Source organism: Carboxylicivirga longa, from assembly GCF_050589825.1.
Lineage (GTDB): Bacteria > Bacteroidota > Bacteroidia > Bacteroidales > Marinilabiliaceae > Carboxylicivirga > Carboxylicivirga longa.
The window spans coordinates 211821-231409 of sequence record NZ_JBNGOZ010000003.1; the positions used below are offsets into that span (position 1 = coordinate 211821).

14 protein-coding genes and 2 tRNA genes are annotated in these 19589 nt (G+C 46.9%); 6 read left to right on the plus strand and 10 right to left on the minus strand.

What is annotated here, in order from left to right:
- Positions 1 to 82: 82 nt before the first annotated feature.
- Positions 83 to 1135, minus strand: coding sequence for an S-methyl-5-thioribose-1-phosphate isomerase (mtnA, locus tag ACRD7A_RS04065; RefSeq protein ID WP_430811132.1), 1053 nt, complete (start codon positions 1133 to 1135; stop codon positions 83 to 85).
- A gap of 231 nt (positions 1136 to 1366) precedes the next feature.
- Here mtnA and ACRD7A_RS04070 point away from each other — a divergent pair, with 231 nt between their 5' ends.
- Complete coding sequence (locus ACRD7A_RS04070) at positions 1367 to 2449, plus strand: substrate-binding domain-containing protein (protein ID WP_430811133.1); 1083 nt, start codon at positions 1367 to 1369, stop codon at positions 2447 to 2449.
- Between the two features lie 4 nt (positions 2450 to 2453).
- On the opposite strand, the gene ACRD7A_RS04075 is transcribed toward ACRD7A_RS04070, so the two are convergent.
- Positions 2454 to 2822, minus strand: coding sequence for a hypothetical protein (locus ACRD7A_RS04075; RefSeq protein WP_430811134.1), 369 nt, complete (start codon positions 2820 to 2822; stop codon positions 2454 to 2456).
- 216 nt (positions 2823 to 3038) lie between these two features.
- Here ACRD7A_RS04075 and ACRD7A_RS04080 point away from each other — a divergent pair, with 216 nt between their 5' ends.
- Complete coding sequence (locus ACRD7A_RS04080) at positions 3039 to 4196, plus strand: hypothetical protein (protein ID WP_430811135.1); 1158 nt, start codon at positions 3039 to 3041, stop codon at positions 4194 to 4196.
- A 385-nt stretch (positions 4197 to 4581) separates the two neighbouring features.
- On the opposite strand, the gene ACRD7A_RS04085 is transcribed toward ACRD7A_RS04080, so the two are convergent.
- The 6 genes from ACRD7A_RS04085 to ACRD7A_RS04110 all read right to left on the minus strand — a co-directional run bounded on the left by ACRD7A_RS04085 (position 4582) and on the right by ACRD7A_RS04110 (position 11912).
- Positions 4582 to 5493 carry a dihydroorotate dehydrogenase gene (locus ACRD7A_RS04085; RefSeq protein WP_430811136.1) on the minus strand — a complete coding sequence of 304 codons (912 nt, stop codon included), beginning with the start codon at positions 5491 to 5493 and terminating at the stop codon, positions 4582 to 4584.
- Complete coding sequence (locus tag ACRD7A_RS04090; protein WP_430811137.1) at positions 5487 to 6257, minus strand: dihydroorotate dehydrogenase electron transfer subunit; 771 nt, start codon at positions 6255 to 6257, stop codon at positions 5487 to 5489. Before ACRD7A_RS04090 ends, ACRD7A_RS04085 begins: the two co-directional genes overlap by 7 nt.
- 173 nt (positions 6258 to 6430) lie before the next feature.
- Positions 6431 to 6886 carry a helix-turn-helix domain-containing protein gene (locus ACRD7A_RS04095; protein WP_430811138.1) on the minus strand — a complete coding sequence of 152 codons (456 nt, stop codon included), beginning with the start codon at positions 6884 to 6886 and terminating at the stop codon, positions 6431 to 6433.
- 1087 nt (positions 6887 to 7973) lie between these two features.
- A complete protein-coding gene (locus ACRD7A_RS04100) occupies positions 7974 to 8477 on the minus strand; it encodes a flavodoxin (protein WP_430811139.1) in 504 nt (167 codons plus the stop codon).
- A gap of 12 nt (positions 8478 to 8489) precedes the next feature.
- The gene (locus tag ACRD7A_RS04105; protein WP_430811140.1) at positions 8490 to 10535 is read right to left on the minus strand and encodes an alpha-ketoacid dehydrogenase subunit alpha/beta; all 2046 of its coding nucleotides are present in this window, start codon (positions 10533 to 10535) and stop codon (positions 8490 to 8492) included.
- Between the two features lie 78 nt (positions 10536 to 10613).
- Positions 10614 to 11912, minus strand: coding sequence for a dihydrolipoamide acetyltransferase family protein (locus ACRD7A_RS04110; protein ID WP_430811141.1), 1299 nt, complete (start codon positions 11910 to 11912; stop codon positions 10614 to 10616).
- 371 nt (positions 11913 to 12283) lie between these two features.
- On the opposite strand from ACRD7A_RS04110, the gene ACRD7A_RS04115 reads away from it, so the two are divergent.
- The 4 genes from ACRD7A_RS04115 to rimK all read left to right on the plus strand — a co-directional run bounded on the left by ACRD7A_RS04115 (position 12284) and on the right by rimK (position 17617).
- The gene (locus tag ACRD7A_RS04115) at positions 12284 to 14335 is read left to right on the plus strand and encodes a M13 family metallopeptidase (protein WP_430811142.1); all 2052 of its coding nucleotides are present in this window, start codon (positions 12284 to 12286) and stop codon (positions 14333 to 14335) included.
- Between the two features lie 245 nt (positions 14336 to 14580).
- Positions 14581 to 14654 (plus strand) — tRNA-Arg (locus ACRD7A_RS04120).
- Positions 14655 to 15600: 946 nt separating this feature from the next.
- Positions 15601 to 15674, plus strand: a tRNA-Arg gene (locus tag ACRD7A_RS04125).
- Positions 15675 to 16240: 566 nt separating this feature from the next.
- The gene (gene rimK, locus ACRD7A_RS04130; protein WP_430811143.1) at positions 16241 to 17617 is read left to right on the plus strand and encodes a 30S ribosomal protein S6--L-glutamate ligase; all 1377 of its coding nucleotides are present in this window, start codon (positions 16241 to 16243) and stop codon (positions 17615 to 17617) included.
- Positions 17618 to 17689: 72 nt separating this feature from the next.
- Here the strand turns inward: rimK and ACRD7A_RS04135 are convergent, their stop codons facing one another.
- Both ACRD7A_RS04135 and ACRD7A_RS04140 read right to left on the minus strand, forming a co-directional pair.
- A complete protein-coding gene (locus ACRD7A_RS04135) occupies positions 17690 to 18484 on the minus strand; it encodes a glycine betaine ABC transporter substrate-binding protein (RefSeq protein ID WP_430811144.1) in 795 nt (264 codons plus the stop codon).
- 192 nt (positions 18485 to 18676) lie between these two features.
- Complete coding sequence (locus ACRD7A_RS04140; protein WP_430811145.1) at positions 18677 to 19525, minus strand: glycine betaine ABC transporter substrate-binding protein; 849 nt, start codon at positions 19523 to 19525, stop codon at positions 18677 to 18679.
- Between the last annotated feature and the right edge of the window lie 64 nt (positions 19526 to 19589).

Here is a 19589-nt window from a genome sequence, read left to right on the forward strand (position 1 = left end):
TTATATATCCCTATTTTTTAATAAATTATCACCACCCTAAATCACAGAGCCTTGTAGAATAAGGTACAGCAACATGATTTCATCACCCCTCGGCAGCGGTATCCGTTTTTAAGGCATGTAGCTCGGAGGGTTTGAAGATGCCACGATCCGTGATAAAGGCCGTAATATATTGGGAAGAAGTTACATCAAAGGCAGGATTCAATCCCCGGCATCCCGGTGCTGCCATGCGTATCTTTCGCATCACCCCCTCCTCGTCGGGACCTTCGTGATAAAGTAGTTCTTCATCCGCACGTTCTTCAATGGGAATGGATGCACCACTATCGGCATTAAAATCAAAGGTGCTAAAGGGCGCCGCCACATAAAAGGGAAGTCCGAATTCTTTGGCCAGGATGGCCTTTTCCAGTGTGCCAATTTTATTGGCCACATCGCCATTGGCTGCAATGCGGTCGGCTCCGGTAATTACCAGGTCCACCTCACCCCTTGCCATATAGAATGCCGCCGCATTGTCGGCAATAATTTTATGTGCTATGCCATTATGAAACAGCTCATAGGCCGTCAGGCGTGCCCCCTGTCCCCGTGGACGCGTCTCATCCACATAAACAAAAGGGCTTTTGCCCGCCTGCTTGGCTGTATAAACCGGCGACAAGGCAGATCCATAATCCACAAAGGCCAGCCAGCCGGCATTGCAATGAGTAAGCACCCTTGCATCATCCGGCAAGAGGGTATTTCCGTACTCCCCAATGCTTTGACACATTCGCGCATCCGCATCGGCCCAATCCTGTGCCGCCTTGCCAGCCTGCTGCACTGACTCTAGGCCCGCCATATATACTTTTTGAGTGGCATGGAATAAATTTACTGCGGTGGGCCGGGTGGCTTCTATCAGCAGTCGTGCCTTAGTGATCGCCCCCTCATCCTTCAGTGAGACAAAGGCCTGGGCCATGGCAAAGCCCGCCGTAGCACCAATGGCACCGGCACCCCGTACCGCCATATGGGCAATGGCAGCAGCTGTCTCCCGGTAATCCTTACAATGCAGTATCTCCAGCTGAAAGGGTAGTTTGCGTTGGTCGATCAGGCTCACCACATTGCTCTGCCGATCGTACCACACCGTGCGGTAATGTTGATTATGAATAAGCATATTCTTTGATTTTTGAATTTATTGGAAACCAACAGCAAGATAAGCAATCTCAGCAGAAAGCCTCCGAATTTCAAAAAACCGATTGGCAGTTTGAGAAAGCTAAGCCTCCTTCGACTCATTAACAGCGGAACCCGTAAGTCGCACAGCACGTAATTTTCAGCCTCCATGCTTTACTTTGGATCGCATTTTTTGTAAATTAAATTCAAAATTATCCACCACAAAATAATCGGTATGAGACGAATCGACGAAACAACCCCCTGCACAGCGGATGCACAAAGGATCGATGTAAAATTCCAATCCCCTGGTGTACAGATTTCGCGTTACAAGCTGATCTTGCGATATTTTATTTTTGCCTTGCTTTTGGTGGTGCTTAGCGCCTGTGAGACTAAACCCAAGGTCGGTTTTCTGATGGACAGCCTGGATATAGAGCGCTGGAACAAAGACAAAGCCCTATTTGAGCAAAAGGTGGATGAGCTGGGCGGCATTCCCCTGGTGGAAGTTGCCGGTTCGAATGCCGATAAGCAGCTTGAGCAGGCCCGAAAACTCCTGGAAGATGGGGTGGATGTATTGGTGGTGGTACCCGTGGATCTTGAAAGAGCCGGTGAGATTGTTAAGCTGGCTCATCAACATTATGTACCGGTAATATCTTACGACCGCCTGATAAAAAACTGTAATCTTGATTATTATGTCTCTACCGATAACATCAATATCGGTGAGCTGCAAGCCAACTATCTAACGAAGATCAGTCCCCAGGGTAATTATGTACTTATTAGTGGCCCCACTTCCGACTACAACGCTTACCTGCTGCGCCTGGGTTGGATGAATGTGTTGCAACCCCTTATTGACAGAGGAGACATTCAGGTAGTGGTGGATGAGTTTAGTAATTACTGGCTGCCCGATGAAGCCTATCGCATCCTCAGCACTTATCTGGGGGCCAACAATTCGGTGGATGCGATTATCTGTGGTAATGATGCGCTGGCCTCGGGCGCCATTGAAGCCCTCAAGGAGCATAACAAGGCCGGCAAGGTGCTGTTGGCAGGTCAGGATGCTGATATACAAGCAGTACGTAACATTGTAGCGGGTAACCAAACTATCACCATCTATAAGCCCATTGAATCGCTTGCCCTAGCCGCTGCCAATGCCGCCATTAAAATTGCCGATGGGGAAGCGCCATCCAATATGGATATCACTGTAAACAACGGCAAACGCCTGGTGCCGGCCATACTATTACAGGCCAGTGTGGTGAACAGCCAGAATATCAAGATGACTGTCATTCAGGAAGGTTATCTTGGTGAACAGGATATCTTTGATTAAAATATTAATATTTCCCCTTTGCAAGTAAGCCATTTATCCCACCAGGTAGGTGGCTTTTTTGTTGAATCCGTTGTGTCATTAGCCACAAGGGCTGCGGAAGGCTTCGAGCAAAACGAATTAATGCAGCACAAGATTCACTGATAATCGGGCTGAAAAAAGTGACCAAGCCAATGCCACTGAAGTGAATTGGCTGTGCCAGACGTTTGTGCATTATTGTTAGATGCTTTGTTAAAGAGACGATAACTTTTTTTTCCAAAACAGTCTCGGTTGTCTGCCCTTCCTCAAGATGGGTGACATGATAAGCCGGATCGAAGAAAAGGTACATAAACCATTCAGCCAGCACATCCAGAAAACGATAATAGTCATTTGCCATAGCTTAAGTTTTTCAGTGTTCGCCATTTAGCTAATTGTTCTCTCTTGGGTAGGAGAACAAAAAGAATTTATGCAAATATCTGTTCATTTTCAATTGCTTAGTAACTTATTAAGTAGTATTTTCGCCTTGCTTAAGTATAAGTTTTGCATAATTAACTTAAGCATCTGCTTAAGTTATTACTTAATTTTTGTAGATTTGCTTAATTAAGTGACCAACATGAATAGCCCCTTGAAAATAGCGTCTCACAATCATCCCGCTGCTTTTTTATTAGAGCAGTGGCAGCTATTTTTGAATGGACTTGACCGGGTTATCCTATTTTACAGAATAAACAATGTTGAGCCCGGTTATGAAGCCATGGAATGGAACCGTCAGCTGCAGCAGGCCATGGTGCCCATGACTGTGGGTGAAGAACTTGCTGCCCGGCTCGATGAGATCATTGCCGAGCGCAAGCCACACCAGTGGTTACGTCCTGAGCACCTTCCGTTTGTGCAGCAAGCCACCCTTAGCATTGCCCAACTCGATCTCTTTTCTGAGTCACAATACCTTGTGCTACTGGTAAAGAGTCAGGTTAGCCACCTGGCCATCTTGTCCTATTTATTTTTTCGCAATGACTGCAGCAACTTTGGCATTAGTGACGGACGCAGTCAACTCGAAACCAGCCACAAAGCCATTATCGGAAAAATGGCCAGTCAGTTTGCCAGCATCAGTCTTAATACTTTTGAGCGCAATACTACCGCTGAAAAAACCTTTCGGGAACAAACCCGTGAATTATTGAGCGCCAGACAGATGGTAACACAGAACTCACAAAACGAGTTCACAGATTGGAAAAGCCAATGGTTAGACTCATACTTGAATAAACAAAGCGAAAGAGACGGTGTTAATTATGTTATATCTAAAAACACCCAAGCGAAAATACTGAATTCACCCGGCAGCTACCGGCAAATTGAGCAAGCCCTTGATAAAGCAGTAGATTACATCTGTAAACTATTCCCGGCTACCCCGGGTGATACCATTTCACTCGATGAAGCCTATTTAATATTACCCAGCGATACAAGCCAGTCATCAGACCACACGACAGCAAATCAGCAGCCGCAGACACGTCAAAGCAAGACCATGCAACTGCTGGACCGTTTGGAGAATGCTGCCAATGCCCTACAGCAGAGGGGGCAAGCCATAACCAGTGCCGATGTGGGGGCCGCCATGGCCAAACCCATCAGTGCACCGGCTATATCTGATGCCTTGCGCAAGAATAAAATACGCATCCTACAATTGCTGGAGCAATACCCACAGCGCTGGACTACCATTCGCCAGAGTTTTAAGCCCATCATCAACCTGAGTGTTAAAAGGGACGACTATCTGAGTGCCAGTGGGTAGAATCCCTACACTATCCCCTTTGTTAAGGCTTTTAAGTAGACGAATGCATATAATTGAGCTCGCTATAGGCATATAGTGAAGTCAGAACAGTATCCAAACATTTTTCAGGCCGCCTAACCACTCTATCCTAGGAGATGGGCATATGCTCTGCCTTTCAGCAGTAAATTCTGCTAGATTACAATTGTCAAATAGTGATGAGTACAAATGTGAAATCCCAAAGCGCATAGGCACACTACATGTGTAAATTGATGCAAATTTCATTATTTACATATGTCGCAAACAGATTTCTAGAGATGCTACGTAGCGATATTACAAATGTAACTCACAAAAAAAAGCCCGCCTTAAGGCGAGCCATTTCTATCATTACAAGTAAGTAAGCGCTAAGTTATAATTCTAAAGCCCCCACCAAGTCCGTAATCTTTTCCACGCCCTGCTCAGCGCAGTAGTTTTCCAAACCGTCCACAATCTTTGCGGTCACACAGGGATCAATAAAGTTAGCCGTACCCACCTGAATGGCCGAAGCACCCGCCAGCATAAACTCAATGGCATCAGTGGCTGTCATAATACCACCCATGCCTACTACCGGCACCTTCACAGCCTGGGCTACCTGCCACACCATGCGCAAGGCCACAGGCTTCACGGCAGCTCCGGATAAACCCCCGGTAACCGTTGATAATAAAGGGCGCCGTGATTTCGCATCAATGGCCATGCCCAGCAAGGTATTAATCAGGGAAATAGAGTCGGCACCCGCCCCTTCAACAGCCGCGCCAATCTCGGCGATATTAGTAACATTGGGCGATAACTTCACCATCAGATGCTTCTTATACACCTTACGCACCGCCTCCACAACAGCCATGGCAGAAGGGCAGCTGGTACCAAAGGCCATGCCCCCTTCTTTCACGTTAGGGCATGAGATGTTCAGCTCAATGCCGGGTATCTTGTCCAGTTCATTAACTACCTCAGCCGTCTGCACATAGTCCTCAATGGTAGAGCCCGACACATTAACCAGCATATTGGTCTGATAATCTTTGATGCGCGGATAAATATGCTCGGCAAAATACCGTACCCCTTTATTTTGCAGTCCCACTGCATTAAGCATCCCCCGCGGCGTCTCAGCCATGCGCGGGTAGGCATTGCCCTCGCGGTGTTCCAGGGTGGTTCCCTTCACCAGCACGCCCCCCAGGCGGCTGATATCAAAAAAATCCATAAACTCCTCGCCGTAGCCAAAAGTACCCGAGGCCGTCATCACCGGATTCTTCAGCTGCAATCCGTTTAAATCTATTGTTAAGTCTACCATTTTAAATAAGTTGAATCAAAAACGGGTCCATCAGTACAAGTGCATTTGTGTCCGTCCCGGGTATCAGCCACACAACATAAACAAGCTCCAAAGCCACAGGCCATCTGGTTTTCGAGCGATACCTGACAGGCAATGCCATGCTTGGCAGCATATTTGGCCAACACTTTCATCATGGGCTCAGGACCACAGGTATATATCTGATCAATCTCCGGTGTATCAGTTCGCATCACAGGGTGATGAATAACAAAACCTTTGGTGCCCTCCGAGCCATCCTCGGTAGTAGTGAACACCTCGCCCAGACTGCGAAAGGCCTCCATTGCGATCAATCCATCTTTACTACGGGCTCCCAATAAAAAACGAGGCGCAATGCCTTGTTCCTTCAGGTACCTACCCAATAATAAGAGGGGCGCAATACCACAGCCGCCACCTACCAGCAGCACACGCTTGCCCTTCGGCAAGGAAAAGGAGTTACCCAGAGGATATACCAGGTTACAGGTATCACCCGCCTGCAGCTGGCCCATCCGGCGCGTTCCTTCGCCCACCTCCTGCACCAGCAACTTCATAGTATTGGTCTTTTCATCCACATCGTGAATAGAAATAGGACGTCGCAGAAAGGTATGTGGTGCATTATCCACCCGCACCTCCACAAACTGACCGGGCAACATCGCCGGTAAACGCCCCGGGTGTTGCAGGGTAAGAATGACATACTCGTGGTTTAAGCGTTCGTTATGAACGACCTTAAAATCGTCGATGTATTTCTTCATGTAGCTTATAAACAATTAATTGTGAATAGTCACAAACCGCGATTTACACTTGTAAACGGCTTAAAATTGCACAAAGATACCAAAACAAATTAAGAAATAGCGCCTATTGCCCCTTTGATTTTAACGACAGAAGAAGCAAACCGCGCCTTAAAAATACAACTCAGGGGCTAAGCTCATGGTGTCTCCGGACGGAATTCAGAAAAGCTTCGGTCATCATAAAACACAATAATGCGCTCAATGCGTTTACCTTCTGCCTTTGGCAAGGGAGGTAGAACCGGCTGCTGCGGCTTAGACAGGGTCTCATAAACCGGTTCAGGCTCTTCTTTCAGTGCTTTTTTGGGCATTTTAAAGCTGGTAGCGGGACGTTCCTGCTCCATGGATAAATGCAACTGACGATCCTTTACAGCGGCCGCCGCTTCAGCACGCAACATCTCACCCTGCCCCGTAATCAACCAATCGCCACTGATATGTGGAAAACGAGCCATTAATTTGGACAGAAAATCCACACTGGGCTTATTGCGACCTGCTAAAATATGCGATACGCCTGAACGCTGCACACCTATGGCATCAGCAAACTGTGAAGGCGTCATCCCCTCGTGTTTTAATAGCGCTTGAATACGTGATTTCATCTGTTTACATCTTTAAATCAGTTGTTTTAGGCTAAGTAAAGAAAACTCCCCGTCAAACAATACACTTGTAAACTTAACACTCACTACAAATGTATTTAATAAATCAAATTTTCCTTCCGTCTTCCTTCACTTCCTTGCGGTACAAATGTAAACAAACTTTTTATAGTAACAAATGTATCGGCTGAAAATATCGGATATAAACACCAAGCCACTTCCTCAAGGTCAACATGCACCTATTCACCATCCACTATGCATTGGGCCCCATAAAGCACTACTCGTAATGAGTCTTTATAAGCAACTGCCGCGCAATACGGTAGGCATATTACAAGACTAAACACTCCAGAGCTTAATTAGGGTTTAGAGGACTATGGGGGTACTGTGACCGCATCTGTAAACAGCTGATAAGCATAGCTTTAATAATTATTGCATTTTTACTTGAAGTAAATCTAGTTAAATACTGGTATACAAGCATATATAACTGCATAGTACTTGTTTTTTGACCACTATGTATAATTATACGCTCTAATCCTGTGTGTGATTGATATTAAACTTTATATAAAAGCTTTAACGTGCTGGTTTAATGGTGTATATGCAGTGGAACACTTGCTAATGCATAAGTTCTGGGCGTATTTACCTTTGTCAACTAACAAGGCAAGTAATTTGGATCGAATGGTTAATTCTCGATGTAATATTGTAAACAAAAAATAGAGGTGTTATGATTATGTTATTGTTTACAACTGTAAATGTGGCATTGGTCCCCTTTTTTCTTTTCCTAATGTAGAAATGTAAATCTGCATGTTCGATTACATCTGTCACCAACTACCCTACCCTTTCTAAAATTTACAAATGTTCAAACTTCTATAGCTAGCAGCTATATATTATCAATAGCGCAGTAAAAAGCAGGGCTATCCCTTGAGCATACCTGTGATTTAGAAATTTGTCCCTCTGCTGAAGGTAATTGCCGACTTTGCTCAGAATATACCTAATATCATGCCTTTTTTTCTAGCGTATCCTCAGGGACTTAATTATTGTTAATAAAAAAAAGGATGACCCCAAGGCCATCCTTTTTTATCATGCATCTTTAAAATTATTTAAAAACCTTCTTCAGGCCGGTTACCCATTGCTCGATGCGTTCATTGCTCAGCGCTGCCTGATTTTCGATATCCAGTGCCAGGCCCACAAACTCATCACCACGCTGTGCCTTACTTCCTTCAAAGTGATAACCCTCAGTGGAAGTAAAACCTACTATTTTTCCACCATGCTCCTCCAGGAACTCAGCCATCAGCCCCAGGCCATCCACAAAATTCTCGGGATAGCCCTTCTGATCGCCCCCACCAAAAAGGGCAAACTGTTTTCCACTCAGATCCTCATCTTCAATGGAAGGCAGGAACTCGTCCCAGTAGGAAGGCAGCTCTCCGTCGAACCAGGTGGGTACTGCCAGAATATAATTGCTATACTTCATAAAATCCTTGCCGGTAGCAACATCCACATCCACCGACTCCACCTGGTCGCCCAGCCCCTTAGCAATTTTCTTCACCTGCTGAGCTGTTTTCACCGAGCGGAAACTATAAAAAATACCTATTTTCTTCATGATTCCTTTTTTTTAGTAAGCCAATAAGTCCTTCGCCGCCTTAATAATACGCTCATTATCGGGCAGTACAGCCGCCTCCAGCGCACGGTTAAAGCCCACCGGCGTAAAAGTGGAACCCACCCGTTTTACCGGAGCATCCAGGTATTCGAAGGCATCGGCCATCACCTGAGCCACCAGCTCACCACCAAAACCACCAAACACCTTATCCTCATGTACCACCAACGCCCGTGATGTTTTACGAACTGAAGTGATAATGGCCTCCGTATCCAGCGGAATCAGCGAGCGCAGATCGAGCACCTCAATATCACCCAATCCCTGCTGGGCCAGCTGCTCGGCCACCTCCACACACATGTGGGTAGTGTTACCGTAAGTGATGATGGTCAGATCCTTACCCGTGCGTCGTACGCGCGCCTTGCCAAATGGCACTTCATAATCATCGGGTATGGGCGTAGCCGCCTTGGGCGCATTATACAAGGCCTTGGGCTCCAGCAATACCGTCATCCCCTCGGAACGCATGCTGGTACGCAGCAATCCTGCCGCATCATCGGCATAAGACGGATACACAATGCGCACACCCGGAAAAGTAGCCAGGGCACCTTCGATGGTCTGGCTATGGTAAAGACCACCGCCGATATAACCTCCTGATGCCAGGCGCACCGTTATATTGGGCGAAAACTGCCCCTTGGTACGCCAATACTCATGGGTGGTCTCCACAAACTGCTCCATGGCCGGCCAGAAATAATCGGCAAACTCTGCACCTTCCACTACCACACGGATATCTTTGTTATAGCGCACCATACCGTTGGCCGTACCCATGATAAAATCCTCGGCGATGGGCGCGTTGAACACCCGCTTCTTGCCAAATTCCTGCTGCATGCCTTTCGATACGTTAAAGATGCCCCCCTTATCCTTATTGGCAATGTCCTGCCCCCAAAGATAGGTATGGGGATTATGACGAAACTCCGCCTTCAGCGTCTCGTTGAGTCCCTGAATCAGTTTCTTGGGCTCTCCCTGTTCCTGGTGCACACCCTCCGGATATTTGTTGGCCGTATAAGGTTCGGGCAGCACAAAATCGTGAATCGACTCAGGGGTGGGATGCGGTGCCGCCATGCCCTTGCGATGCGCTAGTTTCACCTCGGCCGCCACCGCCTCTTCAATCTCCTTCAGCTCCGCCTCGCTGGCTCGCTCATAGCGCAGCAGCAAACGACGGTATTTGGCCAGGGGATCATACTCCTTTACGTAACCCAACTCATTATCATCGCGATAGAGCTCGTGACGATCCGAGTTACTGTGGGAATGAATCCGCACACAATTGGCCTGCACAATCACCGGCTTCTGGTTTTCTTCGGACCATCGCACCGCTTCCAACATGGTATTCATGGCATCAAACACATCCTTACCATTGCAATACATCACACGCAGGTTCTTGAAGGCCTCGAAGTTTTTACCCACCTTGCGGTTGGCCGTTTGGTCTTTTTTGGGCACCGAAATACCATAACCATTGTCCTGAAAAACAAAAACCACAGGCAGCTGCTCCTTAGAAGCGCCATTAATGGCTTCATAAACATAACCTTCCGACACGGATGACTCGCCCTGAGAGCTGATGGCCACCCCTTTGGCCTCATAGGTCTTAATGGCACGGGCAACCCCCACAGCATGCAAAGTGTGATTACCAGTACACGATGAAACATTATGTATGTTCCAGGCCGGCTTGGCAAAGTGGTTGGACATATGACGTCCACCGCCTGCCACATCGGCATCTTTGGAAATCCCATTGTAGATGATCTCTTCGGCCGTCAGACCCGCCGAAATATTAGTTACCAAATCGCGGTAATAAGGAAACAGATGATCTTTACTGCGGTCAAACACCTGACCAATGGCCAGTTGAATACCATCATGACCTGCTGCCGGCGCATGGTAAGACCAGCCAATGGCCTGTTTCAGGTAATTGGGCGCTTTCTCATCCAGCGTACGTCCTAAAAACAAAAGGCGGTACCACTTCAACAGGGTTTCCTTGTCGGTTTTCTTGATGGAATGTATCTTAGGAATATCACTCATGTTAACAATATTTTATTCAAGGTTATAATAAGGAAGGTGCCTATAAACGCACCTCCATACTGTGAATCTTTTCTAACACTATATATCACGATCCAGCTCGAAGGCCTCCAGATAATCGCCAATGCGGCGCAGGAAAGCACCCCCCAGGGCTCCGTCTACAATGCGGTGATCGTAAGATAAGGACAGAAACATTTTGTGGCGGATACCAATCACATCCCCTGCCGGTGTTTCAATCACGGCCGGCTTTTTCTCGATAGCCCCCGTCGCCAGGATGGCCACCTGAGGCTGATTGATAATGGGAGTTCCGATGATGTTCTGGAAGGATCCGAAGTTGGTGATGGTAAAGGTACCGCCCTGAATATCATCGGGTGCCAGCTTATTGGCACGGGCATCCTGTGCCAGACGGTTTACCTCCCCGGTAAGACCCACCAGATTTTTCTGATCGGCCTGCTTGATCACCGGCACGATGAGATCGCCCGATGGTAGCGAAACGGCCATGCCCACATTAACCGACTTACGCAGGATAATATTATCGCCATCCACCGAAGCATTCACCCCCGGGAAATCGCGCAATGCCTTGGCCACCGCCTCGGTGATGATGGGCATGTAGGTTATCTTCTCGCCATATTTCTTCATAAAGGCATCCTTCATCCGGGTGCGCCACAGCACCATATTGGTCACATCGGCCTCCACCACGCTGGTTACATGGGGCGACACCTGCTTTGACATCACCATGTGATCGGCAATGAGCTTACGCATGCGCCCCATGGCCACAATTTCATCGTTGGCCGATACCGAAACATGCACCTTATGAGCTTTCTCGGGAGCCGGCGCCGATGGTGCCGCGCTCGTGGGTGCTTCGGCTGGCTTCTGATGGTTGCGATTGGCCAGATAATTCTGCATATCTGTCTTGGTTACACGACCCTCCTTGCCCGTGCCCGGTATTTGCTCCAGCTCGCGGGCATCAATGCCTTCGGCCTTGGCCATATTACGCACCAGGGGTGAGTAAAAACGATCGGAGGAAAGCAGCGACTCATCCGTAGACTCACTGTCCTGTGGAGCTTGTGTTGGCCTGTCCGTTTTTGTCTCCTGAACAGCTTCTTCAGCTTCCGGTGCCTCTTCTGTATCTTCGGCACCTTCCAGCAGAATGACAGCCACCGGCAACCCCACCGCCACCACGTCATCCACCTGGTATTTTATCGATTTCACCGTGCCCGCCACGGGCGATGGTATCTCAGAATCAACTTTATCGGTGGCTATCTCCAATAAGACATCGTCCTCCTGAACCTTGTCTCCCTCAGAAACAAACCATTTTGTAATTGTTGCCTCTTCTACGCTCTCGCCCATTTTCGGCATTAAAATTTCAAATGTTGACATATTCTTATGTTTATTAATTCTAGAAAATTTCTGCTAAGTGTTATTTAAACAAAATCTAAATACCGTTTTTAAAACAAACATTTTCATCAAAATGTTTTGCCCCAAATTGTCATCTCCAGATAACAAAACTATACTGCTAAACAAGCATATTTAAGATTTGTTTATCCGATTATCGCAAATCGCCTTTGGATTCAAACATCCAGTCTGTTAGTAATAGCTAAAGTGTTAAATATCAAATACTAGCGCTTTTATCTGGTAAATGTAACTTGCCATCAATCATGTTTTTATCTTTGGTCAAATCAGTGCTTTTCTCTTAATTTGCAAGGCCTTTTGAAAAGGCTTTATGTTTCATAACATACAACAACACATTCATGAGAACAATACCAAAAACCGCTTTACTGAGCTTCTGTGCCCTGGGACTGTCCCTTGGTGCTTGTCAGCAAAGCACCAAGACCAAAGAGCTGATCAAACCCGTATTCTCGGCCGATGACATGGATCTAAGTGTAGATCCCGGCACCAATTTTTATCAGTACGCCAATGGCGGATGGATGAAGCAGCACCCCCTGCCCGATGACAAGAGCCGCTTTGGCAGCTTCGATCTGCTGGCTGAGCAGAGCAAGGAAAAGGTAAAAAGCATTGTGGAAAAAGCCGCGGCTAAAAAAGGTGCTAGCGGTTCGTTAAGCCAAAAGATAGGTGATTTTTATAGTGCCGGCATGGATACCGCCGCCATTAACGCCGCTGGCCATCAGCCCATACAAGCCCTGCTGAATCAGATAAACAGCATTGAAAGTAAGGCGGCTGTCGTGGCCATGATCAGCCAACTGCAAAGGCAACAGATGGCCCCTCTGTTTTATTTTTACGCCACGGCCGATCAGAAAAACAGTGGCATGACCATTGCCGGCATCTACCAGGGAGGACTGGGCATGCCCGATCGCGATTATTACCTGGAGAACGATGAAATATCGGCCGGGCTACGCAAAGCCTATACGGACTACCTGACCAGCTTATTTGAGCTGAGCGGTAGCCCCAGTGAGGCAGCAACAGCCAGCGCAGCATGCGTGATGGCCTTTGAAACAGCACTTGCAGAGGCTTCTAACACGCGCCTTGAGAACCGGGATCCCCACGCTACCTATAATAAAATGAATGTGCAAGGTTTACAAGGCCTAGCGCCTTCCTTTCCCTGGATAGACTTCCTGAGCGGCATTGATATGGCTGCTCCAGAGGCTATTAACGTCAGCCAGCCTCGCTTTATCAAAGCGGTGGCTCGTATGTTTGAGCAGGAAGAGGTGAACACCTGGAAGCAGGTATTACGTGCTGCTGTACTGCGCAACACAGCGCCTTACCTGAGTGATGATTTTGTGAAGGCCAACTTTACCTTTTACGGAGCCGCCCTATCGGGACAAAAAGCCATGGCACCGCGCTGGAAAAAAGTGCTGGACAGCACCAATGATGCACTGGGTGAAGCCGTGGGGCAGCTCTTTGTGGCTGAGTACTTCCCTCCGGCTGCCAAACAGCGCATGGACAGCCTGGTGGAGAATCTGCGTATTGCCTTTGGTCAGCGCATAGATCAGCTCGAATGGATGGGAGCCGAAACGAAGCAGGCCGCTCACGAGAAACTGGCAGCCATACGTGTTAAGATTGGTTACCCTAATAAATGGCGCGACTACAGTAAGCTGAACATCAGCACCGATTCCTACCTGGGTAACATCATGGCCAGTAATCGCTTTGATTTTGCCTATGAGATGTCGAAGATTGGTAAGCCGGTGGATAAGGAAGCCTGGCATATGAACCCGCAAACAGTCAATGCCTACTATAGTCCGGTGGGTAACGAAATTGTATTTCCTGCTGCCATTCTGCAGCCTCCCTTCTTCTACCTGGATGGCGATGATGCCGTTAACTACGGTGCCATCGGTGTGGTGATCGGACATGAGATGACCCATGGATTTGATGATAAGGGACGCCTCTATGGGAAAGACGGTAACCTGCAGAGTTGGTGGAGCGAGGAAGATGCTGCCCGTTTCAATGCCCGCACGCAGGTGTTGGTCGATCAGTTTAACCACATTGAAGTGCTGCCAGGCACCCATGCCGATGGTGCCCTTTCATTAGGCGAAAATATTGCCGATCTGGGGGGACTCACCATCTCTTACCAGGCCTATCATAACGCCATCGCCAACCAGGAAGCAATTGCCGATATTGATGGTTTCACGCACGAACAACGTTTCTTTCTGGGCTACTCACGCGTGTGGGCACAAAACATACGTGATAAGGAAATACTGCGTCGCACCAAAACGGATGTGCACTCCCTGGGCATTAACCGGGTGAACGGCCCCCTGCCCAACCTGCAAGCCTTTTACGATGCTTTTAACCTGGAAAAGAGTGCTGCCCTTTATATCGCTCCCAAAGACAGGGCCAGCATCTGGTAAAATAGTACACTTACAAAAGAAGCGTGCCCTACGGGTGCGCTTTTTTTGATGTTGCCCGTATCCATAAAAAATCACATTTTTTTGTAGCTTGAGGATCCTGCTTAGCATTTGAATCATTGGCAATTGCTTGCTACCACTAAAAAACAGTTGAATTTTTTCGCACTTATTATTTGCTCAAGTCCGGGAAATACGCTTCTTTTGCATCGCAATTGAGAACAAGGGTTCACAAGCAAGCAAAAAATCTTGGTTCTGTAGCTTAATTGGATAGAGCACTGCGTTACGGCCGCAGAGGTTGGGGGTTCGAGTCCCTCCAGGATCACAAAGCCTGTAAGTTTCTAACTTACAGGCTTTTTCTTTGGTGTAAAACGTACAGATCCGCTTCATGGTCTCAGCATATCTTTATGCATAATAGAATTTTAAGATCCCAAAACCAACGATAGCAAGGCTTGGCAGCTTTACAAGCCGAAAAGGGATGAATAAATGGGAACAACGACTTCTCGCATGAATGCAGAGGGTTCCTGCGGAATCGGTTTTAACCCCGGAGAGCTTACCTATTTATAGCCAAGGGGGCAATCCATGGATTTAGCTAACACCCTACACCACCCCGGAGCGTGTTGAAAATAAAAGAACATAAAATTTCACGAATTGGACAAATTAAATTGCCTCCGCAATTTTTAAAACATGAAGCGGTTATTCAACTACGCTGCAGTCGTCTTTGGTGATCGATGATACTTTCCTACCCTATGTTTCGCGCAAGCCAATTCATATTCAATTCAGCTGTAATCATTTACAACTGTGCTAAACCCATAAATGGCTTTAAACCTAATTTAGACTTCCTCCTACTCTTACTAATCACGGATGATAAGTTTTCAGATAAAACTTAACAGTACATAAGATATAAGACAAGGTAGTCAAACTGGAACATTCCTTAAGCAGCTGCAGGCAGTTTATACCGATTGCTCAATGACTTTTGCCTAAATTCACCAGCGTCCTTAACGCGCAATCATGAGTACTCCGAAATTACACCCAGTGCTAATGTTTTAGTAAAAATAGTATGCCTATGCTGTGTGTCCCCTGTTAGCTGATGACCTTGAAAAATATGATGCTATATTTAAGGCTTAAGGTCAACACCTTATCCTCTGAACCTCCCACAACTAGCGAAATTACTTACATTTTAGGCAACTTTTTATTTGCATTTATAACACAAAAAGCCTTTCTTTGCACCGCAATTGAGAACAAGGGTTAGCAACAAGCAACAAAAGAATGGTTCTGTAGCTTAATTGGATAGAGCACTGCGTTACGGCCGCAGAGGTTGGGGGTTCGAGTCCCTCCAGGATCACTTTCAAAACCTGCTAATCTGATGATTGGCAGGGTTTCCTTTTTTAAAAAATACTCCATTGCGATCAAGGATCTCAGGTCCAAAATTTAGCACCTACACCAACCCCGGAGTGGGGCGAATTTAATAGAATACCACAGACTGAGTTGCTTATTATTATCTTAAAGGAGTAGGATTCAGAATCGCATTTCTAATTTTAATAGGCAGTCAAGCTGCGATCCTTCAATGCTTCAATGTATATCACACCTTACCAATTCACCAATGGCTCAGTTAACCAATTCAACCTTTCAACCCTAAACTCTTCAACCAATTGGCCACTCCCCCATTTTTTTACTTCAACCCCCTCAACTAATAAACATCCAATCTGTTTTAAATCAATTACCTAGATTGCCAATCGAGACCTTTACACCTGACGCCAAAAACCATATTGATGTCCTTAAACAGTCGGCAAAAAAATTATTAACTTTCTTTCATGCACCCTCTCAAGCAATGGAAAAGTTGCCTATATTGCGCCGCTTTAATCCACTGTGAGGCGAGCCGCTTAATTGCTTAAAAATTAGACTACTTAAATGAAGGATCGTAAGATTATTGTTGGCTGTGAGGAATGGTGTAATTTCCCCCAGCTGAATATCCCGGGCATAAAAGCTCGTGTTGATTCGGGTGCCAAGACCTCGGCGCTGCACGCCGTTAATATCAGCCCTTTTCAGAAAAATGACCAGCAGTGGATCAGTTTCGACGTGCATCCGCTGCAAAAGGATGGCCGCACCACCATACATTGCGAGGCACCCCTGCAGGATAAACGGCAGGTGAAGAGTAGCAGTGGTAATATTGAAGTGCGTTATGTTATTAAAGCCCTGCTAAGCGTGGGGCACGAGTCGTGGGAGATTGAAGTAACCCTTACCAACCGCGACTCCATGGGTTACCGCATGCTATTGGGGCGTCAGGCCATGTCGGGCAAGCTATTGGTGGATCCGGAGGCTTCTTTTGTGCTGGGCGAGCTCAGCAAGGAGAAGCTGCACGACTATTACCAGGCACACCTTACGCCAGCCACCGGCCTGAAGATTGGTGTGCTGGCCAGCAACCCCGATCTATACAGTAATCAGCGCATTATAGAAGCCGGACAGGAACGGGGACATGAGATGGAGTTTTTGAATATAAAAGACTGTTATATTAAGTTAGATGGCAGCAACCCCGAGATGCATTACCGGGGTGGACGCATACTGCGCGATTTCGACGCCATCATACCGCGCATACGTCCCAGTGCCACCTTTTATGGCTGTGCCCTAACGCGGCACTTCGAGGCCATGGGCGTTTACACCCTGAATACCGCCTCAGCCATCACGCAGTCGCGCGATAAGCTCTACGCTTTGCAGCTGCTGATTAACACTGGACTGCCCATCCCTACCACCGGCTTTGCCAACTCGCCCCTCGACACCAACGAATTGATACGCATGGTGGGCGGTGCTCCGCTGATTGTGAAGCTACTGGAGGGCACACAGGGAAAAGGTGTGGTACTGGCCGAGACCAAGAAAGCTGCCGAGAGTCTTATTAATGCCTTTAAAAGCCTTAGAGCCAATATACTGGTACAGGAGTTTATTAAGGAAGCCGACGGAAAAGATATTCGCTGTTTTGTGGTAAATGGAAAGGTGGTAGCCAGCATAATGCGCACAGCAGCACCCGGCGAGTTCAGGGCCAATATACACATGGGCGGTACGGCCTCCATCACCAAGATATCGGCCGCCGAACGACGCATTGCCATATTGGCGGCCAAAACGCTGAACCTGAAGGTAGCCGGGGTGGATATTATCCGCGGTAAGAACGGCCCCTTGCTGCTTGAGGTTAACTCATCGCCCGGACTGGAAGGTATTGAGGGAGCCTCCAACAAGGACATCGCCGCTAAGATGATAGAAGCCGTTGAGAAAGACCTGAAATACGTAAAATGCTAATTAGGCGTGGTTAAAATAAAATGGGTGCGCATTCAAATAATCCGCACCCATCGCTTCATATTTTTCACATCATTATTTCAGCCATGTAGCTACCAAATCTTTATTCTGAGCCACCCATTTTTTGGCACCGGCTTCCAGATCATTAGCATCTTCCATTACTACAAGTAAGTTCGACAACTGCGCTTCGCTAAGACTGAAGTTACTAAAGTACTTAGCGGCAAAAGGATCTTCTTCCTTAAAGCCTTTCCGGGCGTAGGTTTCAATATTCTGCGCCTCACCAAATATCCCTTTCGGATCATCCAGAAATTTAAGGTCGTAGCGGCCAAATTTCCAGTGAGGAGCCCAGCCGGTCACCACTACCCATTTATTGGCTTGGATGGCCTTTTGCAATTCGGCCAGCATGGCTACGCCTGATGCATTCATCTGTTCCAGCGATAAATCATAAGCCTCTATGGCTTCGTTGGTTTTAATGGTGATGCCCGCTCCTTTTTCTATGCCCACAATGCGATCATCGAATTTATCGGCGTGCTGATTTAATTCATCGACCGACGATATATTGACGTATTGAGGTACTACCAAACCAATTTTCGCATTGTCGAAGTTAACGCCCAGACTTTCTATTTCATCTTTAAATTTGGCCACCTTCTTTCCCTGGGAAACAGGCAGCCAAACGTCCATAAAAACATCGGTATCGCCATTGGCCATGGAGGCAAATATTAAGTCCAGCGCTGCTGTTTGCATCTTTACTTCATAGCCCTTTTGCGTTAATATTTCTTTGGTAATTGCAGTCATGGCAATACCCTCGGCCCAGCCATCCACATACGCGATGTTAATTTGTTTCTTTTGGTCTTCCTTTTTATTAGACATTTTACAGTTTGTAATAAGAAGTACCAATGTTAATAATAAGCTAACTCGTAACAACATAGATTAATTTTTAATGATTTTCTTTTTTATATGTGTTTTTGAACTTTTTGAAGGTACACAGGCTTCCACCCGCTATTATGAAAAATGGGCACGAACCTTTCGTTCCGCGCCCATCTTCTAATATTTTTCAAATATCTATTTCAGCCAGCTGGCTACCAGATCTTTATTTTGTGCCACCCATTCTTTGGCGCCCTTGGCCTGGTCTTCGTAGGCCACCATAAACATCAGCATCTGCCCCATCTGCTCATCGGTCAGCTTGAAATTGGCAAAATACTTCGCCGCAAAGGGGTCTTCTTCTTTAAAGCCTTTACGTGCAAAGGTCTCTACTGTTTCAGCCTGACCGTAAACACCTTTAGGATCTTCAAGGTATTTCAAGTCGTAACGTCCGAATATCCAGTGAGGTGCCCAGGCAGTTACGACCACCCATTTGTTGGCATCGATGGATTTTTTCAGCTCGGCCAACATGGCAATGCTTGATGAATTCATGTGCTCCAACTCAAGTCCATACTCTTCCACGGCTACATCGGTTTTGGCCGTGATACCGGCACCGCGCTCGATACCCACGATTTTACCATCAAACTGCTCGGCATTGGCATTCAGCTCCTCAATAGAATTGACATCCACATAAGCCGGTACCGCTAAGCCAATCTTGGCCTTGCGATAAGTAATGCCGATGCTCTCTATCTTATCCTTAAACTTAGCTACCTTGGCACCATGGGTTACCGGCAACCAGGTATCCATAAACACATCAGTATCTCCCATGGCCAGCGAGGCAAAAATAAGGTCAACTGCAGCTTTCTGTGTTTCCACCTCATAGCCATGCTCTTCCATAATCGCTTTGGTAATATAGGTCATGGCAACGCCTTCTGCCCATCCATCCACATAGCCGATGGTAAGTTGTTTCTTCTCTTCTTTTTTAGCGCCTGATTGGCAACTAATTAATAATACGGTGATGGCCATTAACAGGCTTATCCGTTTCATCATAATCTTTTTCTTTTTTTGGTTGACAGCCATATTAGGCCGCCTTAGGTTATAAAATTGACGTAAA